The sequence below is a fragment of the Kitasatospora sp. NPDC004799 genome (assembly GCF_040609095.1).
Lineage (GTDB): Bacteria > Actinomycetota > Actinomycetes > Streptomycetales > Streptomycetaceae > Kitasatospora.
Window position 1 is genome coordinate 1 of record NZ_JBEXJK010000138.1, and the last position, 19,132, is coordinate 19,132.

The window sequence follows — 19,132 nt, forward strand, 5'->3', positions numbered from 1 at the left end:
TCAGACGCTGCCCCTTCTTGTGCCGGTCTTCCCGGATCTCGAAGTCCATCGCACCCCTTGAACTGGGGTGTTGCAACGACCGCTAGAACCCAAGGCCGGGACAGGGGGCGCCGCGCGTTCCGGCGGACGGTCAGTCCACCGTCCAGGTGTCGTTGCCGGCGAGCAGGGTGGCCAGGTCCCCCGCGCCGCGCTGGGCGGCGGCGGTGGCCAGCTGGTCCGCCATCAGCTCGTCGTAGACCGGCCGTTCGACGCTGCGCAGCACGCCGATCGGCGTGTGGTGCAGGGTGTCCGCGTCGGCGATCCGGGAAAGCGCGAAGGCGGTGGCGGGGCTGGCCGCGTGCGCGGCGTGGACCAGCACGTCCGCCTCGTTCTCCGCCGTGACCGGGGCGGTGAACAGCTCGCCGTCCCGGCCCCGGAAGACGCCGTTCGCCAGGTCCGCGCCGAAGCGGACGGCCTGCCCGTGCTCCAGCCGGATCAGCGCCTCGTCCCGGCTGCCGGGCTCCTTCAGCACCTCGAAGGCGCCGTCGTTGAAGATGTTGCAGTTCTGGTAGATCTCCACCAGCGCGGTGCCCTCGTGCTCGGCGGCCGCCCGCAGCACCGACTGGAGGTGCTGGCGGTCCGAGTCGATGGTGCGCGCGACGAAGGTGGCCTCGGCCCCGATCGCCAGCGACAGCGGGTTGAACGGCGCGTCCAGCGAGCCCATCGGGGTGGATTTGGTGATCTTGCCGATCTCACTGGTGGGCGAGTACTGGCCCTTGGTGAGGCCGTAGATACGGTTGTTGAACAGCAGGATCTTCAGATTGACGTTCCGCCGCAGGGCGTGGATCAGGTGGTTGCCGCCGATCGACAGCGCGTCGCCGTCACCGGTCACCACCCAGACGCTCAGGTCCTGGCGCGCGGTGGCCAGCCCGGTCGCGATCGCCGGCGCCCGGCCGTGGATCGAGTGCACCCCGTAGGTGTTCATGTAGTACGGGAAGCGCGAGGAGCAGCCGATGCCCGAGACGAACACCGTGTTCTCGCGCTTGATGCCCAGCTCCGGCATGAAGGACTGCACCGCCGCGAGGATCGCGTAGTCCCCGCAGCCCGGGCACCAGCGCACCTCCTGGTCGGTCTTGAAGTCCCGGGCGCTCTGCGGGCCTTCGGCCTTCGGCACCAGTCGCAGGGACGGGAAGCGCTCGCTCATCGGTGGTCCTCCTCGTCCAGGGTGCCGATCGCGGCCCACAGCACGTCCGCCAACTGGGCCGCCTTGAAGGGCAGTCCGCGCACCTGGTTGTAGGACTCGGCGTCCACCAGGTACTTCGCCCGCAGCAGCAGGGCCAGCTGCCCGAGGTTCATCTCGGGCACGATGATCTTCTCGTAACTCCGCAGTACCGAGCCCAGGTTGGCCGGGAACGGGTTGAGGTTGCGCAGGTGCGCCTGGGCGACCTCGCCGCCGTCCGCGCGCACCCGGCGCACCGCGGCGGTGATCGGCCCGTAGGTCGAGCCCCAGCCGAGCACCAGCACCCGGGCGTCGCCGGTCGGGTCGTCCACCTCGACCGGCTTCACCGTGATGCCGTCGATCTTGGCCTGCCGGGTGCGGACCATGAAGTCGTGGTTGGCCGGGTCGTAGGAGATGTTGCCGGTGCCGTCCTGCTTCTCGATGCCGCCGATCCGGTGCTCCAGGCCGGGCGTGCCGGGCAGCGCCCAGGGCCTGGCCAGCGTCCGCGGATCGCGCAGGTACGGCCAGAAGGCGCCGTCCTCGCGGTTCGGGCCGGTGGCGAACCGCGGGTCGATCTCCGGCAGTTCGTCGACGTCGGGGATCCGCCAGGGCTCCGAGCCGTTGGCCAGGTAGCCGTCCGAGAGCAGGAACACCGGGGTGCGGTAGGTGACCGCGATCCGGGCCGCCTCCAGGGCCGCGTCGAAGCACTCCGCGGGCGTGGCCGGGGCGACGATCGGCACCGGGGCCTCGCCGTTGCGGCCGAACATCGCCTGCAGCAGGTCCGCCTGCTCGGTCTTGGTCGGCAGGCCGGTGGACGGGCCGCCGCGCTGGATGTCCACGACCAGCAGCGGCAGTTCGAGCGAGACGGCCAGGCCGATCGTCTCGGACTTCAGCGCGACGCCCGGCCCGGAGGTGGTGGTCACGCCGAGCGCCCCGCCGAAGGCCGCGCCGAGTGCGGCGCCGACCCCGGCGATCTCGTCCTCCGCCTGGAAGGTGCGCACCCCGAAGTTCTTGTGCCGGCTCAGCTCGTGCAGGATGTCCGAGGCCGGGGTGATCGGGTAGGAGCCCAGGTACAGCGGCAGTCCGGAGCGCTGCGCGGCGGCGATCAGCCCGTAGGACAGCGCGAGGTTGCCGGAGATGTTGCGGTAGCGCCCGGCCGGGAGCCTGGCCGGCGGCACCTCGTAGGAGACCGCGAAGGACTCCGTGGTCTCGCCGAAGTTCCAGCCCGCCCGGAAGGCGCTGATGTTGGCCTCGGCGATCTGCGGCTTCTTCGCGAACTTGGTACGCAGGAACGACTCCGTTCCGTGCGTGGGCCGGTGGTACATCCAGGACAGCAGGCCCAGGGCGAACATGTTCTTCGCCCGCTCCGCGTCCTTGCGGGCCAGGCCGCTGTCCTTGAGCGCCTCCAGGGTCAGCGTGGTCAGCGGCACCTTGTGCAGGTGGAAGCCGTCCAGCGAACCGTCGGTCAGCGGGTCCGCCGGGTAGCCGACCTTGGCCAGCGCGCGCTTGGTGAACTCGTCGGTGTTGACGATGATCTCGGCGCCGCGCGGCAGGTCCGGCAGGTTCGCCTTCAGCGCGGCCGGGTTCATCGCGACCAGCACGTTCGGGGCGTCACCCGGGGTCAGGATGTCGTGGTCGGCGAAGTGCAGCTGGAAGGACGAGACGCCCGGCAGGGTGCCGGCGGGCGCCCGGATCTCGGCCGGGAAGTTCGGCAGCGTGGACAGGTCGTTGCCGAAGGACGCCGTCTCCGAGGTGAACCGGTCACCGGTCAGCTGCATGCCGTCACCGGAGTCGCCGGCGAAGCGAATGATCACCCGATCGAGTCTGCGGATGGGCTTGCCCGGCTTCACCGGAGGGCCGCCCGGCGCGGGTGGGCCGGCGGGCGTGGCCGAGCCCGGGCGAGCGTCGCCGCTCCCGGTACGGGCCTCGCCGCCGTCCGGGCCGTCCACTGCCTCTGACTGATCGACCTGACTGGTCACTGCCGCGGACCTCCTCGTGGGCACACCACCGCGGGCGCGGCCCCGTGCCCCGTCCGCCTGGTGCACCTCTCGCATCCTATGCGGGCCGACACGACGGCGGCCGGAACCACGGCAGTTATTTCACCGGCCCGCGGCAGCACCGCACATGAGCGTCAACGCCCGCCCGACGGCGATCATTCCGGCTCCGGCGGGCAGGCGCGAGCACCCGGCGCGCGCATGGCCGAGATGCGCTCCCCGGGCCGGACGGGCCCGGGGAGCCACGACGGCGGAACCGCGGCGGAACCGGCGCGTCCGGCCTCAGGAGTTGAGGTAGGTGAGCACGGCCAGCACCCGGCGGTGGTCCTCCGCGCTCTGGGTCAGGCCCAGCTTGAGGAAGATGTTGCTGACGTGCTTCTCCACCGCGCCGTCGGAGACCACCAGTTGCTTGGCCACCGCCGCGTTGGTGCGGCCCTCCGCCATCAGCCCGAGCACCTCGCGCTCGCGCGGCGTGAGATTGGCCAGAACGTCGCCCTTGCGACTGCGGCTGAGGAGCTGCTGCACCACCTCCGGGTCCAGCGCGGTGCCGCCCTCGGCGACCCGGACCACCGCGTCGGCGAACTCCCGCACCTCGGCGACCCGGTCCTTGAGCAGGTAGCCGACGCCCCGGGTGGAGCCCGCCAGCAGCTCGGAGGCGTAGCGCTCCTCCACGAACTGCGACAGCACCAGCACGCCCAGTCGCGGGTAGCGGGCCCGCAGCTCCACGCAGGCGCGCAGGCCCTCGTCGGTGTGGCTCGGCGGCATCCGCACGTCGGAGACCACGACGTCGGGCAGGGCGTCGGCCGCCGCCAGGTCGTGGATGGTCTTCACCAGGGCCTCGCCGTCCCCGACCCCGGCGACGACCTCCAGGCCGCGATCGGTGAGCAGCCGGGTCAGTCCCTCCCTCAGCAGTACGGAGTCCTCGGCGATGACGACGCGACGCATAACGACCTTCCCGGCAGGCGTGGGCTGACGGGAGTCAGTCTCCCCCATCCCGGGGCGCGCCCCGGGCCCGGGCCCGGCAGGGCCCGGCCGGGCTCACATGGTGCGGATCGCCACCGCGTCGCAGAGGCCCTCCAGGGCGGACTTCGCCGCGCAGGCCGGCAGCGGGGCGAGCAGCGCCCGGGCCTCCTCGGCCCGGCGCAGGGTCTCGGCCCGGGCCCGCTCCAGCGCCGGGTGGGCGCGCAGCAGGCGCAGCGCCTCGGCGTGCAGGTCGTCGTCGGAGAGGTCCTGGTCGAGCAGTTCGCGCAGCCGGGTGTCGTCCGGGTCGGCCGGGTCGGCGGGCATCTGCCGCAGCAGCAGGGTCGGCAGGGTCGGCACGCCCTCGCGCAGGTCGGTGCCGGGGGTCTTGCCGGACTCGTGGCCGTCGCTGGCGATGTCCAGCACGTCGTCGGCCAGCTGGAAGGCGATGCCGATCCGCTCACCGAACTCGCCGAGGGTCTCCACCAGCTCGCGCTCGGCGCCGGCCATCAGCGCTCCTATCCGGCAGGCGACGGCGATCAGCGAGCCGGTCTTGCCCTCCAGGACGTCCAGGTAGTGCAGCAGCGGGTCCATGTCCTGGCCGGGGCCGCGGGTCTCCAGGATCTGGCCGGTGACCAGCCGCTCGAAGGCCTCGGCCTGCATCCGCACGGCCTCCGGGCCGAGGTCGGCGAGCACCTGGGAGGCGCGGGAGAACAGGAAGTCGCCGGTGAGGATGGCGACCGAGTTGTCCCAGCGGGAGTTGGCGCTCGGGGCACCGCGGCGCACCGGCGCCTCGTCCATGACGTCGTCGTGGTAGAGCGTGGCCAGGTGGGTCAGCTCGACCACCACGGCGGCGGGCACCACGCCGGGCGCCCCCGGGTCGCCGAACTGGGCGGCGAGCAGCAGGAGCAGCGGGCGGAAGCGCTTGCCGCCGGCCTCGAGGAGGTGACTGGCGGTGACGGTGATGAAGGGGACGTCGCTCTTGACGGCCTCGCCGAGCGCCGCCTCCACGGCCTCCAGTCCGGCCTGGACGTCCCGGGTCAGGTCGCGGTCCTGCACGCTGAGCCCGAAGGGTTCCACGACGGTCACGAAGACCACTCCTCTGTCCCTGGTCGATCTAGCGGCCTGGTCCCTGAGTGCCGCCGCTGGCCATACAGGCAGGGTATCCGGTCGCGAGTGGATCACTGCACGGGCGTGCGGATCCTGTCATGATCGGGCCTGATGCCCTGGTCAGGGCGGCTCTGCGGGCCGGATGGCGGTGGGGGCGAATTCGGCTGGAAATAAAGGCGGGAGAGCCGCTCGGAACTCCCCCGGCCCCGGCTCCCCACACAGACCCGTCCGGGCCGCGCGGGCTGGGCGCGGCCCGGACGGGGCCTGGTCGGGAGCGGTGGACGTAAAGGTCAGCGCACGAACAGCGAGGCCTTGGACGCCAGGTCGAGGAAGTACTGCGGGAGCAGTCCGAGACCCAGCGTGACCAGCACCCCCACCCCGATCGCGGTCGCCGTGAAGGCGCTCGGGATCGCCACCGTGGGGCCGCCCGGCTGCGGGTCCGAGAAGAACATCAGCACGATGACCCGGATGTAGAAGAACGCGGCCACCGCCGAGCTCAGCACGCCGACGACCACCAGCGGGGTCGCCCCGCCGCTCGCCGCGGCCTGGAAGACCGCGAACTTCCCGGTGAAGCCGGAGGTCAGCGGGATCCCGGCGAAGGCCAGCAGGAACAGCGCGAACACCGCCGCCACCAGCGGCGAGCGCCGCCCCAGCCCGGCCCAGCTGGACAGGTGGGTCGCCTCGCCCTTGGAGTCGCGCACCAGGGTGACCACGGCGAACGCGCCGAGCGTCACGAAGGAGTACGCCAGCAGGTAGAACAGCACCGAGGAGATGCCCTGCTTGTTGACGGCGATCACGCCGGTCAGGATGAACCCGGCGTGGGCGATCGAGGAGTACGCCAGCAGGCGCTTGACGTCCTGCTGGGTCACCGCGAGCACCGCGCCGACCACCATGGTGAGGATCGCCACCCCCCACATCACCGGCCGCCAGTCCAGCCGCAGGCCCGGGAAGGCCACGTAGAACAGCCGCAGGAAGGCCCCGAAGGCCGCGACCTTGGTGGCCGCCGCCATGAAGCCGGTCACCGGGGTCGGCGCGCCCTGGTAGACGTCCGGGGTCCAGGAGTGGAACGGCACCGCGGCCACCTTGAACAGCAGGCCGACCGCCAGCATCGCCAGGCCGGTCAGCACCAGCGCGTCGCTCTGGGTGGTGCTCAGCTGCGCGGGGGTGGTCATCGCCTTGCCGGAGATGACGTCCCCGATGTCGCCGAGCCGGACGCTGCCCGCGTAGCCGTACAGCAGCGCGGTGCCGAACAGGAAGAACGCCGAGGCGAAGGCGCCGAGCAGGAAGTACTTGACCGCCGCCTCCTGGGAGAGCAGCCGGCGGCGCCGGGCCAGCGCGCACAGCAGGTACAGCGGCAGCGAGAAGACCTCCAGCGCCACGAACATGGTCAGCAGGTCGTTGGCCGCGGGGAACAGCAGCATGCCGCCGACCGCGAACATGGTGAGCGGGAAGACCTCGCTGGTGGCGAAGCCGGCCCGGACCGCGGCCCGCTCCTGCTCGCCGCCGGGGGTGGCGGCGGCCTGGGCGGCGAAGGCGTCGGCGGGCAGGCCGCCGGCCTTGGGCTCCAGCCGGCGCTCGGCGTAGGTGAGCACCGCGACCACGGAGGCCAGCAGGATCACGCCCTGGAGGAACAGCGCCGGGCCGTCCATCGCGACCGTCTCCATCGCCAGCAGGTCGATCCGGGTGAAGCCGTGGCTCTGCGCGGCCAGCACCACCACGGCGACGAACGCGCCGACCAGCCCGGCCAGGGCGAGCGTCACCTGGGTCCAGTGCCGGTACCGGCGGGGCACGAAGGCCTCCACCAGGACACCGGCCACGGCCGCGGCGAACACCACGAGCATCGGGGAGAGCCGGCCGTACTCGATCTGCGGCGCCGGGATGCTGGCGGTGTTGCCGCCGGCGGCGGCGAGCATTGCGGTGGCGCTCACTTGTGCTCACCTCCTGAGGTGGCGGCGACCGGGTGGGCCGGCGCCGGGTCGGTCTGGTGGACCTGCGAGAGCGTCGCGTTCACCGAGGGGTCGACCAGGTCGGTGAGCGGCTTGGGGTAGACGCCGAGCAGGATGGTCAGCGCCACCAGCGGGCCGACCACGGCGAGTTCGCGGGCCTTGAGGTCGGGCATCGTGCGCACCCCGTCCTTCACCGGGCCGGTCATCGTGCGCTGGTACAGCAGCAGGGCGTACAGCGCGGCCAGCACGATGCCGAAGGTGGCCACCACGCCGATCGCCGGGTAGCGGGTGAAGGTGCCCACCAGCACCAGGAACTCGCTGACGAACGGGGCGAGCCCGGGCAGCGACAGGGTGGCCAGGCTGCCGATCAGGAACGTCCCGGCGAGCACCGGGGCGACCTTCTGCACGCCGCCGTAGTCGGCGATCAGCCGCGAGCCGCGCCGGGAGATCAGGAAGCCCGCCACCAGCATCCACGCCGCCGTGGACAGGCCGTGGTTGACCATGTAGAGGGTGGCGCCGCTCTGGCCCTGGCTGGTCAGGGCGAAGATCCCCATGATGATGAAGCCGAAGTGCGAGATCGAGGCGTACGCCACCAGGCGCTTGATGTCCTTCTGGCCGACCGCCAGCAGCGCGCCGTAGACGATCCCGATCAGCGCGAGGACCAGGATCGCCGGGGCGAAGGTCTTCGAGGCGTCCGGGAACAGCCCGAGGCAGAAGCGCAGCATCGCGAAGGTGCCGACCTTGTCGACCACCGCGGTGATCAGCACCGCGGTGCCGGCGGTGGACTCGCCCATCGCGTTCGGCAGCCAGGTGTGCAGCGGCCACAGCGGGGCCTTCACCGCGAAGGCGAAGAAGAAGCCCAGGAACAGCGCCTTCTCGGCGGTGCCGGTCAGCTGGAGCCGGCCGTCGGCGATCGCCGAGGTCAGGGTCGGCAGGTCGAAGGTGCCGAAGCCCTGGTCCTGCGCCGTCACGTACAGGCCGATCACCGCGGCCAGCATCACCAGGCCGCCGAGCAGGTTGTAGAGCAGGAACTTCACGGCCGCGTAGGAGCGCTGACGCGCCGACTCGGGGCCGCCCGCCCGGTCGCCGAAGCCGCCGATCAGGAAGTACATCGGGATCAGCATGGCTTCGAAGAACACGTAGAACACGAAGACGTCGGTGGCGTAGAAGGCGACGACCACCATCGCCTCCACCGCCAGGATCAGGGCGAAGAAGCCCTGGGTCCGCCGCCGCCCCTCGAAGGTCTCGGCGGCGGGGGCCTCGGCGGCGGGGGTGCCGCCGGGCCCGGCGGGGGCCGGGTCGGCGTCGTGCCAGGAGGCCAGGATCACCAGCGGCACGAGGACGGCGGTGAGCAGGGCCAGCACGGCGCCGATGCCGTCCACGCCGAGCGAGAAGGTGATGCCGAAGGAGCGGATCCAGCTGTACGACTCGTTCAGCTGGAAGCGGGCGCCGTTCGGGTCGTAGCGGGTCGCCACCACGGCGGCCAGCACCAGGGTGACGGCCGAGACGCCCAGCGCGACGGCCTTGGTGGTCCGGCGCCGGCTCTCGGAGGAGCCGGCCGGCAGCGCGGCGGTCAGCACCGCTCCGGCCGCCGGGACGGCGCAGGTGGCGGTCAGGAGGACGCTCATGGCCTGACCCCCCGGCCCTTGTCAGGACGAGTCATCACGTGGACCTCATCAGGAGAGTCGTGGCGACCAGCACCAGCGTGCCGCCGAACATGGAGAGCGCGTACGAGCGGACGAAGCCGTTCTGCACCCGCCGCAGCCGGCCGGAGAGCCCGCCGATCGCGGCGGCCAGGCCGTTGACCACGCCGTCCAGGCCGCGGCTGTCGAAGAAGACCAGCGCCGCGGCGAGCGCCGAGCCCGGCCGCACCAGCACCGCGTGGTTGAAGTCGTCCTGCAGCAGGTCGCGGCGGGCGGCCCGGGTGAGCGGGGAGCCGACCGGCGGCACCACCGGGACGGGCGAGCGCCCGTACATCAGGTACGCGAGGCCGACGCCGGCCAGCATGCAGGCCGTGGTCAGCAGGGTGACGGTCAGCGGGGCGAGCGGGGAGTTCCCCTCCTCGTGCCCGGTGACCGGCTCCAGCCACTTCAGGAAGGAGCCGTTGAAGGCGAACAGCCCGCCCGCGAAGACCGAGCCGACGGCCAGCAGGACCATCGGGACGGTCATCGTCCGGGGCGACTCGTGCGGGTGCGGGGCGTTGCCCTCCGCGTCGGTCTGCCAGCGCTTCTCGCCGAAGAAGGTCAGCACCATCACCCGGGTCATGTAGAACGCGGTGACCGCCGCGCCGACCAGCGCGCACAGCCCGAGGATCCAGCCCTCGGTGCCGCCCTTCGCGAAGGCCGCCTCGATGATCTTGTCCTTGGAGAAGAAGCCGGACAGGCCCGGGAAGCCGATGATCGCCAGGTAGCCGAGGCCGAAGGTGACGAAGGTGACCGGCATGTACTTCCGCAGGCCGCCGTAGTGACGCATGTTCACCTCGTCGTTCATGCCGTGCATGACCGACCCGGCGCCGAGGAACAGCCCGGCCTTGAAGAAGCCGTGGGTCACCAGGTGCATGATCGCGAAGGCGTAGCCGATCGGGCCGAGCCCGGCCGCCAGCACCATGTAGCCGATCTGCGACATGGTCGAGCCGGCCAGCGCCTTCTTGATGTCGTCCTTGGCGCAACCGACGATCGCACCGAACAGCAGCGTGACCGCGCCGACCACCACCACGGCGGTCTGCGCGTCCGGCGCCAGGTCGAAGACCGCCGAGGAGCGGGTGATCAGGTAGACGCCGGCGGTCACCATGGTGGCGGCGTGGATCAGCGCCGACACCGGGGTCGGGCCCTCCATCGCGTCCCCGAGCCAGGACTGCAGCGGCACCTGCGCCGACTTGCCGCAGGCCGCCAGCAGCAGCATCAGGCCGATCGCCGTCAGCTTGCCCTCGCTCGCCTGGTGCGCGCCGCCGAAGACCGGGTCGAAGGCGAAGGAGCCGAACTCCGCGAACATCAGCATGATCGCGACGGACAGGCCGACGTCCCCGACGCGGTTGACGATGAAGGCCTTCTTCGCCGCCGTCGCCGCGCTCGGCTTGTGCTGCCAGAAGCCGATCAGGAGATAGGAGGCCAGGCCCACGCCCTCCCAACCGAAGTACAGCAGCAGGTAGTTGTCCGCGACCACCAGCAGCAGCATGGCGGCCAGGAACAGGTTCAGGTAGGCGAAGAAGCGGCGCCGGCGCTCGTCGTGCGCCATGTAGCCGACCGAGTAGAGGTGGATCAGCGTGCCGACACCGGTGATCAGCAGGACGAAGGTGATCGACAGCTGGTCGAGCCGGAAGGAGACGTCGGCCTGGAAGCCGTTGACCGGGATCCAGCTGAAGAGGTGCCTGGTGACCGCCCGGTGCTCGGCGTCACGGCCGAGCATGTCCGAGAACAGGGCCAGGCCGAAGCCGAACGAGAGCGCCGCGAGCCCGGTGGCCAGCCAGTGGCCGTACCGGTCCAGCGCCCGGCCGCCGAGCAGCAGCAGGGCGGCGCCCGCCAGTGGGGCCGCCACCAGCAGCGGAATGAGAGAGTTCACCGAAGGCCCTCCGCCTACAGCTTCATCAGGTTGCTGTCGTCGACCGAAGCGGAGTGCCTGGTCCGGAAGATGGAGACGATGATGGCGAGGCCGACCACGACCTCGGCCGCCGCGACCACCATCGTGAAGAACGCGATGATCTGGCCGTCCAGGGTCCCGTGCAGCCGGGAGAAGGTCACCAGGGCGAGGTTCGAGGCGTTCAGCATCAGCTCCACGCACATGAACAGCACGATCGCGTTGCGGCGGATCAGCACCCCGGCCGCGCCGATGGTGAACAGCAGGGCCGCCAGGTAGAGGTAGTTGACCGGGTTCACTCCGCGCCCTCCTCGCCGGCCGGGTGCTGCACGTGGTTCGCCGGCACCGGCTCGCCGTTCGCAGCCGCCGGTCGTCCCTTCGCGGCCGGTTGTCCCTTCGCGGCCGGTTCGCCGTTCGCGGCCGGTTCGCCGTTCGCCGCCGGCTTGCCGTTCGCCGGCACCGGCTCCAGCGACTTGCGCGGGGCCGCCACCGCCGGGCGCTCCGAGGACGGACGGCCCAGCCAGTCCGCTGTGGTGTTCTCCAGCTCCGCCATCCGCCGCAGCATCGCCTGGCTGACGTCCCGGACCTGGCCGCGCTCGCGCAGCGTCGCCATCACCGAGTCCTCGGCGATCGTGCCGTCCGGCAGCAGCGCCGGGACGTCCACCGCGTTGTGCCGCGCGTACACGCCCGGCGCCGGCAGCGGCGGCACCTGGATGTTGTCCCTGACCCGCTGCGCCGCCAGCTCGCGCTGCGTCTTCGGCGCCTTCACGTGCTCCCGGTGGGTCAGCACCATCGCGCCGACCGCAGCGGTGATCAGCAGCGCGCCGGTGACCTCGAAGGCCCACACGTACCGGGTGAAGATCAGCCGGGCCAGGCCCGGCACGTTGCCCTCGGCGTTCGCCTCGGTCAGCCCGGTGAAGTGGTTCAGCTTGGCGTTGGCGATCCCGGCGATCAGCAGCACGCCGAAGCCCAGCCCGCACAGCGCCGCGGCGAACCGCTGGCCCTTCAGCTGCTCCTTCAGGGAGTCCTCGCTGGTGACGCCGACCAGCATCACCACGAACAGGAACAGCATCATGATCGCGCCGGTGTAGACCACGATCTGCACCACGCCCAGGAACACCGCGCCCTGGGCCATGTAACAGACCGCCAGCGCCAGCATGGTGGCCGCCAGGCAGAGCGCGCTGTGCACGGCCTTGCGCATCAGCACCATGCCGAGGGCGCCGCCGACCGCGATCACCGCGAGCACCCAGAACTGGACGGCCTCACCCGTGGAGGTCGTCCCGGTCGCCTCCGCCAGCGCGATCACTGCTGCACCTCCTTCTCCCGGTCGGTGCGCTCCTGCTGGACCGTCCCCGGCGCCGCCGCGGTGATCTCGCCGCGGTAGTACGCGCCCTCGTCGGTGCCCGGGAAGATCGCGTGCGGGGTGTCGACCATGCCCTCGGACAGGCCCACCAGCAGCTGCTCCTTGGTGAAGATGAGGTCCCGCCGGGAGGAGTCGGCCAGCTCGTACTCGTTGGTCATGGTCAGCGCCCGGGTCGGGCAGGCCTCGATGCACAGCCCGCACAGGATGCAGCGGGCGTAGTTGATCTGGTACACCGCGCCGTAGCGCTCGCCCGGGGAGTAGCGCTCCTCGTCCCGGTTGTCCGCGCCCTCCACGTAGATCGCGTCGGCCGGGCAGGCCCACGCGCACAGCTCGCAGCCGACGCACTTCTCCAGGCCGTCCGGGTGCCGGTTCAGCTGGTGGCGGCCGTGGAAGCGCGGAGCGGTGGGCTTCTTCTGCTCCGGGTACTGCTCGGTGAGCCGCTTCTTGAACATGGCCTTGAAGGTCACGCCGAAGCCGGCGGCCGGGCCGAGGATCGACGGACGGTCGCCCCGCTCGGGGCGGTCCGTACGACCGGACTGGTCGGACATCTCGGTTCAGCTCCCTTCGGAATGGTCGGCCCCGTTGAGGGCGTCCTGGAGTTGCTTCGGGGCGCGGCTGGGCCGGCGCGGCACTGGCGGGAGCACCTGGCCGGGCAGCGGCGGAACCGGGTAGCCGCCCGCCAGCGGATCGAATTCGGCCGTGGGCGGGGCCTCCTCGGGCTCCGGCTGCTTCCGCAGGAAGTCCCGCAGCAGCGCCAGCAGCAGCACCGCCCCGACCGGGGCGCCCACGTACAGCACCACCTGGCCGAAGCCGTAGCCCTCGTTGCGCAGCGCCCGGACGCTCGCGATCATCACCAGCCAGACCAGCGAGACCGGGATCAGGACCTTCCAGCCCAGCTTCATGAACTGGTCGTAGCGGAACCGGGGCAGCGTGCCGCGCAGCCAGATGAAGAGGAACAGCAGCAGCTGGATCTTCAGCGTGAGCCAGAGCATCGGCCACCAGCCGTGGTTGGCGCCCTCCCAGAACGTCGACACCGGCCACGGGGCCCGCCAGCCGCCCAGGAAGAGGGTCGAGGCCACCGCCGAGACCGTCACCATGTTCACGTACTCGGCCAGCATGAACATCGCGAACTTCAGCGAGGAGTACTCGGTGTTGAAGCCGCCGACCAGCTCGCCCTCGGCCTCCGGCAGGTCGAACGGCGCCCGGTTGGTCTCGCCGACCATCGCGATGACGTAGACGATGAACGACACCGGCAGCAGCGCGGCGAACCAGGTCGGCCGCTGGTGCGCCACGATCTCCGAGGTCGACATCGAGCCCGAGTAGATGAACACCGCCGCGAAGGACAGGCCCATCGCGATCTCGTAGCTGACCATCTGCGCGGCCGAGCGCAGCCCGCCCAGCAGCGGGTACGTCGACCCGGAGGACCAGCCGGCCAGCACGATGCCGTAGATGCCCACCGAGGCCGTCGCCAGGACGTACAGCAGCGCGACCGGGAAGTCCGTCAGCTGGAGCGGCGTCCGGGTGCCGAAGATCGACACCTCGTTGCCGGCCGGGCCGAACGGGATCACCGCGAAGGCCATGAACGCGGGGATGGCGCAGACGATCGGGGCCAGGATGTAGACCACCTTGTCCGAGCCCTTGACCACCAGGTCTTCCTTCAGCGCCAGCTTCACGCCGTCGGCCAGTGACTGCAGCAGGCCCCACGGGCCGTGCCGGTTGGGGCCGATGCGCAGCTGCATCCAGGCCACCACCTTGCGCTCCCAGACGATCGCGATCAGCACCGTCAGGACCAGGAAGGCGAAGCAGAACACCGCCTTCAGCAGGACCAGCCACCACGGGTCCTGGCCGAAGAAGTGGAGCGTCTCGTACGGCTGCGAGGTCATCGGTCCTCCCCTTCGGCCGCGGTCCCGTCCGCGGTCTCGTCCGCGGTCGCCCCGGTCCGGTCCTGCGGCGCGTGGGCCTCGGCCTCGGCCTCGGCCTGGGCCTGGGCCTGGGCCTGGGCCTGCGGTGCCTGAGCGTCCTGGGCCTGCTGGGCCTGCTGGGCCTGCTGGGCGTTCGGTGCCTGGGCCTCGGCCTCGGCCGGTGTCGCCGGGTCCGCGCCGGGTTCCGACTCGGGGGCGGCCTCAGGCTCGGGCTCGGGCTCGGGCTCGGCCGCGGCGATCGTGACCAGGTGGCCGACGGTGGTGCCGAGCGCGCGGTGGGCGCCGCCCGGCGTGGAGTCGAGCGGGACCCAGACCGTGCGGTCCGGGATCGAGTCGGTGACCTCCAGCGGCAGCGTCAGCGAGCCGGCCGGGCCGGTCAGCCGCAGTGCGTCGGCCGCCTCGGCGCCGATCTCCTTCGCCGTCTCCGCCGAGATCCGGGCCACCGCCCGGTGCCGGGTGCCCGCCAGGTGCGGGTCCCCCTGCTGCAGCACGCCGTTGTCCAGCAGCAGGCGCCAACCCGCCAGCACCGCCTGGCCGACGGCCGGCCGGGGCAGCAGTTCGGGGTGGGCCGCCGGGTCGGCCGTGCGGTCGCCCTCCCAGGGGGCGAAACGGTCCAGCTCCAGCCGGGCCGCCCGGACGTCCGGCAGGCCCAGTCGGCGGCCCAGCGCGTCGGCCAGCATGCTCAGCACCCGCAGGTCCGACTGGAGGTGACGGCCCATCTGCTGGTCCGGCTTGAGCGCGGACTCGAACATCCGGACCCGGCCCTCCCAGTCCAGGAAGGTGCCGGCCTTCTCCGCCACCGCCGCCACCGGCAGCACCACGTCGGCGCGCGCCGTCACGGCCGAGGGCCGCAGCTCCAGCGACACCAGGAACGGCACCGCCGCCAGCGCCTCGTCGGCCAGGGCCGGGTCCGGCAGGTCGTCCGGGTCCACGCCGCCGACCAGCAGTGCGTCCAGCTCGCCGGCGGCGGCCGCCGCCAGGATCCCGGCGGTGTCCCGGCCCGGCCGGGACGGCAGCTCGACGCCGCCCCACACCGCGGCCGCCTCCGCCCGGGCCGCCGGAACGGCCACCGGGCGGCCGCCGGGCAGCAGACCCGGCAGCACGCCCGCCTCCACGGCCCCGCGCTCACCGGCCCGGCGCGGCACCCAGGCGAGCTTCGCGCCGGTCGCGTGCGCCAGCCGAAGCACCGCCGTCAGCGCGCCCGGGACGGCGGCCAGCCGCTCGCCCGCCAGGATCACCGCGCCCGGGGTGCGCAGCAGTTCGGCCGCCCGGCCCGCGTCGTCGTTCAGCGGCTCGTCCGCCGCCAGCGCCGCGAACCACTCCGGCTCGGTGCCGGGAGCGGCCGGCAGCAGCGCGCCGCGCAGTTTGGCCAGGCCCCGGGAGCCGTACGCGGCCACCGAGAACACCTTGAGGCCCGTCGCCCGGGTCGCCTTGCGCAGCCGCAGGAAGACGATCGGCGACTCCTCCTCCGGCTCGAAGCCCGCCAGCAGCACCGCCGGGGCCCGGTCGAGGTCCTGGTACGCCACCCCGGTGCCGTCCACGTCGACCCCCCGCCCGGCCACCGCCGCGGCCAGGAAGTCCGCCTCCTCGTCGCTGTGCGGGCGGGCCCGGAAGTCCACGTCGTTGGTGCCGAGCACCACCCGCGCGAACTTCCCGTACGCGTAGCCGTCCTCGACCGTCACCCGGCCGCCGGCCAGCACCCCGGCCCGGACCCCGCGCAGGCCCTCGGCCGCCCGGGCCAGCGCCTCCGGCCAGGAGGCCGGCACCAGTTCGCCGTCCACCCGCACCAGCGGGCTGGTCAGCCGGTCGCGCTGCTGGGCGTAGCGGAAGGCGAAGCGGCCCTTGTCGCAGTTCCACTCCTCGTTCACCGCCGGGTCCTCGCCCGCCAGCCGGCGCAGCACCTTGCCGCGCCGGTGGTCGGTGCGCTGCGCGCAGCCCGAGGCGCAGTGCTCGCACACGCTCGGCGAGGAGACCAGGTCGAAGGGGCGCGAGCGGAACCGGTAGGCCGCCGAGGTCAGCGCGCCCACCGGGCAGATCTGGATGGTGTTCCCGGAGAAGTAGGACTCGAAGTCGTCGCCCTCGCCGGTGCCGACCTGCTGCAGCGCCCCGCGCTCCACCAGGTCGATGAACGGGTCCCCGGCGATCTGCTGGGAGAAGCGGGTGCAGCGCGCGCACAGCACGCAGCGCTCTCGGTCCAGCAGCACCTGGCTGCTGATCGGCACCGGCTTCTCGTAGGTGCGCTTCATGCCCTCGAAGCGGGAGTCGGCGGCGCCGTTGCTCATCGCCTGGTTCTGCAGCGGGCACTCGCCGCCCTTGTCGCAGACCGGGCAGTCCAGCGGGTGGTTGATCAGCAGCAGCTCCATCACGCCGCGCTGGGCCTTCTCGGCCACCGGCGAGCTGAGCTGGGTGCGCACCACCATGCCCTCGGCCACCGGGATGGTGCAGGAGGCGACCGGCTTGCGCTGGCCCTCGACCTCGACGATGCACTGGCGGCAGGCGCCGGCCGGGTCGAGCAGCGGGTGGTCGCAGAAGCGCGGGATCTGGGTGCCGATGGTCTCGGCGGCCCGGATCACCAACGTTCCCTTGGGGACCCGCACTTCGACGCCGTCGATGGTGAGCGTGACCAGTTCGACCGCGGTCTCGGAGGCGGTTGGCTCTGTGATCGTCACGCGTGCACCTCCCTTTCGGTGGCGGACTGGTGGCCGGGGCGGGGGCCGTCGGCCCAGACGGTGGAGGCGGCCGGGTCGAACGGGCAGCGGCGCTCGGCCAGGTGCTGCTCGTACTCGGCCCGGAAGTGCTGGAGCGAGGAGACGATCGGGCTGGCCGCGCCGTCGCCCAGCGCGCAGAAGGACTTGCCGTTGATGTTGTCGGCGATGTCGAGGAGCTTCTCCAGGTCCCCGTCGACGCCCTGGCCCGCCTCGATCCGCTCGAGCAGCTGGACCAGCCAGTAGGTGCCCTCGCGGCAGGGGGTGCACTTGCCGCAGGACTCGTGGGCGTAGAACTCCGTCCAGCGGGTGACGGCCCGCACCACGCAGGTGGTCTCGTCGAAGACCTGGAGCGCCTTGGTGCCGAGCATCGAGCCGGCCGCCCCGACGCCCTCGTAGTCCAGCGGGACGTCGAGGTGCTGGTCGGTGAACATCGGGGTGGAGGAACCGCCCGGGGTCCAGAACTTCAGCCGGTGCCCGGGCCGGACGCCGCCGCTGAGGTCGAGCAGCTGGCGCAGCGTGATGCCGAGCGGGGCCTCGTACTGGCCGGGGTTGGTGACGTGGCCGGAGAGCGAGTAGAGCGTGAAGCCGGGGGACTTCTCGGTGCCCAGGGCCTTGAACCACTCCTTGCCGCGGGCCAGGATCGGCGGCACCGAGGCGATCGACTCGACGTTGTTGACCACCGTCGGGCAGGCGTACAGGCCCGCGATCGCCGGGAACGGCGGCCGCAGCCTGGGCTGGCCGCGGCGGCCCTCCAGCGAGTCCAGCAGCGCCGTCTCCTCGCCGCAGATGTAGGCGCCGGCGCCGGCGTGCACGGTGATGTCGAGGTCGATGCCCGAGCCGAGGATGTTCCGGCCGAGCAGCCCGGCCCCGTACGCCTCGGCGACGGCCGCGTGCAGCCGGCGCAGCACCGGGACGACCTCGCCGCGCAGGTAGACGAAGGCGTGGTCGCAGCGGATCGCGTAGGAAGCGATGATCATGCCCTCGATCAGCGCGTGCGGGTTGGCGAACAGCAGCGGGATGTCCTTGCAGGTGCCCGGCTCGGACTCGTCCGCGTTGACCACCAGGTAGTGCGGCTTGCCGTCGTTCTGCGGGATGAACTGCCACTTCATGCCGGTGGGGAAGCCGGCGCCGCCGCGGCCGCGCAGGCCGGCGTCCTTGACCAGGGCGATCACGTCGTCCGGCGGCATGGCGAGGGCCGCCTTGAGGCCCTCGTAGCCGTGGTGGCGGCGGTAGGTGTCGAGCGTCCAGGGGCGGCTGTCGTCCCAGGAGTCGGACAGGACCGGGGTGAGCAGCTTCTCGGCCGGCTCGGCGGAGGTCATCACGCTTCGCTCCCTTCCTGGCCGTTGCCCGCCGGGCGGGGGGATTCGGGGCGGGCCTGCTCGGGGCGGGCCTGCTCGGAGCGGGGGGATTCCGAGCGGGGGGACTCGGGGCGGGGGGAGACGACCTTGGTGCCGGGGGTGCCGGGCAGGGCCTCGCCGCGGGACAGCCGCAGGCCGGCCAGCGAGGGCGCGCCGCCCGCGCCGGACTCGTCGTTGGCGCCCGGGCGCTCGTCGGGGAAGCCGGCCAGGATCCGGGAGGTCTCCTTGAAGCCGCACAGCCGGGCGCCACGGGTGGGCCGGACCTCGCGGCCGGCGCGCAGGTCGTCGACCAGCTGCCGGGCGCTCTCCGGGCTCTGGTTGTCGAAGAACTCCCAGTTGACCATCACCACGGGCGCGTAGTCACAGGCCGCGTTGCACTCGATGTGCTCGATCGAGACCGTGCCGTCCTCGGTGGTCTCGTTGTTGCGGATGCCCAGGTGCTCCTGGAGCTCGGCGAAGATCTGGTCGCCGCCGAGCACCGCGCACAGGGTGTTGGTGCAGACCCCGACGTGGTACTTCCCGGCCGGGCGGCGCCGGTACATGGTGTAGAAGGTCGCGACCGCGGTGACCTCGGCGGTGGTGAGGTCCAGCTGCTCGGCGCAGAAGCGGATCCCGGTCGGGCTGACGAAGCCCTCCTCGGCCTGCACCAGGTGCAGCAGCGGCAGCAGCGCCGAGCGGGGCTGCGGGTAGCGGGCGATCAGCTCGGCGGCGTCGGCGGCCAGCCGGGCGTGCACCTCCTCGGGGTACGGTGCGGCCGGCAGTGCCGGCAGTCCGAGTTCGACGTTGGTCACCGGTCCACGCCTCCCATCACCGGGTCGATCCCGGCCACCGCGACGATCACGTCGGCCACCTGGCCGCCCTCGCACATCGCCGCCATCGTCTGCAGATTGGTGAACGACGGGTCCCGGAAGTGGACCCGGTACGGGCGCGTCCCGCCGTCGCTGACCACGTGCACGCCCAGCTCGCCCTTGGGCGACTCGACCGCCGCGTACGCCTGGCC

General features: G+C 72.2%; 13 protein-coding genes and 2 pseudogenes. All 15 read right to left on the minus strand.

Annotated elements, in window-relative coordinates:
- Positions 1 to 130: 130 nt before the first annotated feature.
- Positions 131 to 1,183 (minus strand): 2-oxoacid:ferredoxin oxidoreductase subunit beta, encoded by a 1,053-nt coding sequence (locus ABZW03_RS18965; protein ID WP_355259159.1) that lies wholly within the window; start codon positions 1,181 to 1,183, stop codon positions 131 to 133.
- On the minus strand, positions 1,180 to 3,252 hold the full coding sequence (locus tag ABZW03_RS18970; RefSeq protein WP_355259162.1) for a 2-oxoacid:acceptor oxidoreductase subunit alpha: 2,073 nt from the start codon (positions 3,250 to 3,252) through the stop codon (positions 1,180 to 1,182). Before ABZW03_RS18970 ends, ABZW03_RS18965 begins: the two co-directional genes overlap by 4 nt.
- A 222-nt stretch (positions 3,253 to 3,474) precedes the next feature.
- A complete protein-coding gene (locus ABZW03_RS18975; protein WP_355259165.1) occupies positions 3,475 to 4,137 on the minus strand; it encodes a response regulator transcription factor in 663 nt (220 codons plus the stop codon).
- Positions 4,138 to 4,230: 93 nt separating this feature from the next.
- Entirely contained in the window at positions 4,231 to 5,241 is a 1,011-nt protein-coding gene (locus ABZW03_RS18980; protein ID WP_355259168.1) for a polyprenyl synthetase family protein, read from the minus strand.
- Positions 5,242 to 5,552: 311 nt separating this feature from the next.
- Entirely contained in the window at positions 5,553 to 7,175 is a 1,623-nt protein-coding gene (nuoN, locus tag ABZW03_RS18985; RefSeq protein ID WP_355259189.1) for an NADH-quinone oxidoreductase subunit NuoN, read from the minus strand.
- 11 nt (positions 7,176 to 7,186) lie between these two features.
- Positions 7,187 to 8,836, minus strand: a complete 1,650-nt coding sequence (locus tag ABZW03_RS18990) for an NADH-quinone oxidoreductase subunit M (protein WP_355259171.1) — start codon at positions 8,834 to 8,836, stop codon at positions 7,187 to 7,189.
- Positions 8,837 to 8,870: 34 nt separating this feature from the next.
- The gene (gene nuoL / locus ABZW03_RS18995) at positions 8,871 to 10,766 is read right to left on the minus strand and encodes an NADH-quinone oxidoreductase subunit L (protein ID WP_355259174.1); all 1,896 of its coding nucleotides are present in this window, start codon (positions 10,764 to 10,766) and stop codon (positions 8,871 to 8,873) included.
- Positions 10,767 to 10,780: 14 nt separating this feature from the next.
- Positions 10,781 to 11,080 (minus strand): NADH-quinone oxidoreductase subunit NuoK, encoded by a 300-nt coding sequence (nuoK, locus tag ABZW03_RS19000; protein WP_030060110.1) that lies wholly within the window; start codon positions 11,078 to 11,080, stop codon positions 10,781 to 10,783.
- Positions 11,077 to 12,087 carry an NADH-quinone oxidoreductase subunit J gene (locus ABZW03_RS19005; protein WP_355259177.1) on the minus strand — a complete coding sequence of 337 codons (1,011 nt, stop codon included), beginning with the start codon at positions 12,085 to 12,087 and terminating at the stop codon, positions 11,077 to 11,079. The genes nuoK and ABZW03_RS19005 overlap by 4 nt, the downstream gene beginning before the upstream one ends.
- On the minus strand, positions 12,084 to 12,692 hold the full coding sequence (gene nuoI / locus ABZW03_RS19010; protein WP_355259180.1) for an NADH-quinone oxidoreductase subunit NuoI: 609 nt from the start codon (positions 12,690 to 12,692) through the stop codon (positions 12,084 to 12,086). Before nuoI ends, ABZW03_RS19005 begins: the two co-directional genes overlap by 4 nt.
- 6 nt (positions 12,693 to 12,698) lie before the next feature.
- Positions 12,699 to 14,027: an NADH-quinone oxidoreductase subunit NuoH gene (gene nuoH, locus ABZW03_RS19015; protein WP_355259183.1), complete on the minus strand. Its 1,329-nt coding sequence runs from the start codon at positions 14,025 to 14,027 to the stop codon at positions 12,699 to 12,701.
- 266 nt (positions 14,028 to 14,293) lie between these two features.
- A pseudogene (locus ABZW03_RS19020) lies at positions 14,294 to 16,735 on the minus strand (NADH-quinone oxidoreductase subunit G); the annotation flags it as partial.
- The gene (gene nuoF / locus ABZW03_RS19025; RefSeq protein WP_355259186.1) at positions 16,732 to 18,093 is read right to left on the minus strand and encodes an NADH-quinone oxidoreductase subunit NuoF; all 1,362 of its coding nucleotides are present in this window, start codon (positions 18,091 to 18,093) and stop codon (positions 16,732 to 16,734) included. The pseudogene ABZW03_RS19020 and the gene nuoF, both read right to left, overlap by 4 nt.
- Positions 18,093 to 18,902, minus strand: coding sequence for an NADH-quinone oxidoreductase subunit NuoE (gene nuoE, locus ABZW03_RS19030; RefSeq protein ID WP_355259192.1), 810 nt, complete (start codon positions 18,900 to 18,902; stop codon positions 18,093 to 18,095). Before nuoE ends, nuoF begins: the two co-directional genes overlap by 1 nt.
- A 17-nt stretch (positions 18,903 to 18,919) precedes the next feature.
- Positions 18,920 to 19,132: pseudogene (locus ABZW03_RS19035) on the minus strand (NADH dehydrogenase subunit D); the annotation flags it as partial.

Bases quoted from the DNA above. Each gene is read 5' to 3' on its own strand.
- nuoI (WP_355259180.1), bottom strand. From the start codon at position 12,692: ATGTCCGACCAGTCCGGTCGTACGGACCGCCCCGAGCGGGGCGACCGT.
- nuoF (WP_355259186.1), bottom strand. From the start codon at position 18,093: ATGACCTCCGCCGAGCCGGCCGAGAAGCTGCTCACCCCGGTCCTGTCC.
- ABZW03_RS18965 (WP_355259159.1), bottom strand. From the start codon at position 1,183: ATGAGCGAGCGCTTCCCGTCCCTGCGACTGGTGCCGAAGGCCGAAGGC.
- ABZW03_RS18970 (WP_355259162.1), bottom strand. From the start codon at position 3,252: ATGCGAGAGGTGCACCAGGCGGACGGGGCACGGGGCCGCGCCCGCGGT.
- ABZW03_RS18990 (WP_355259171.1), bottom strand. From the start codon at position 8,836: ATGAGCGTCCTCCTGACCGCCACCTGCGCCGTCCCGGCGGCCGGAGCG.
- nuoN (WP_355259189.1), bottom strand. From the start codon at position 7,175: ATGCTCGCCGCCGCCGGCGGCAACACCGCCAGCATCCCGGCGCCGCAG.
- nuoH (WP_355259183.1), bottom strand. From the start codon at position 14,027: ATGACCTCGCAGCCGTACGAGACGCTCCACTTCTTCGGCCAGGACCCG.
- ABZW03_RS18975 (WP_355259165.1), bottom strand. From the start codon at position 4,137: ATGCGTCGCGTCGTCATCGCCGAGGACTCCGTACTGCTGAGGGAGGGA.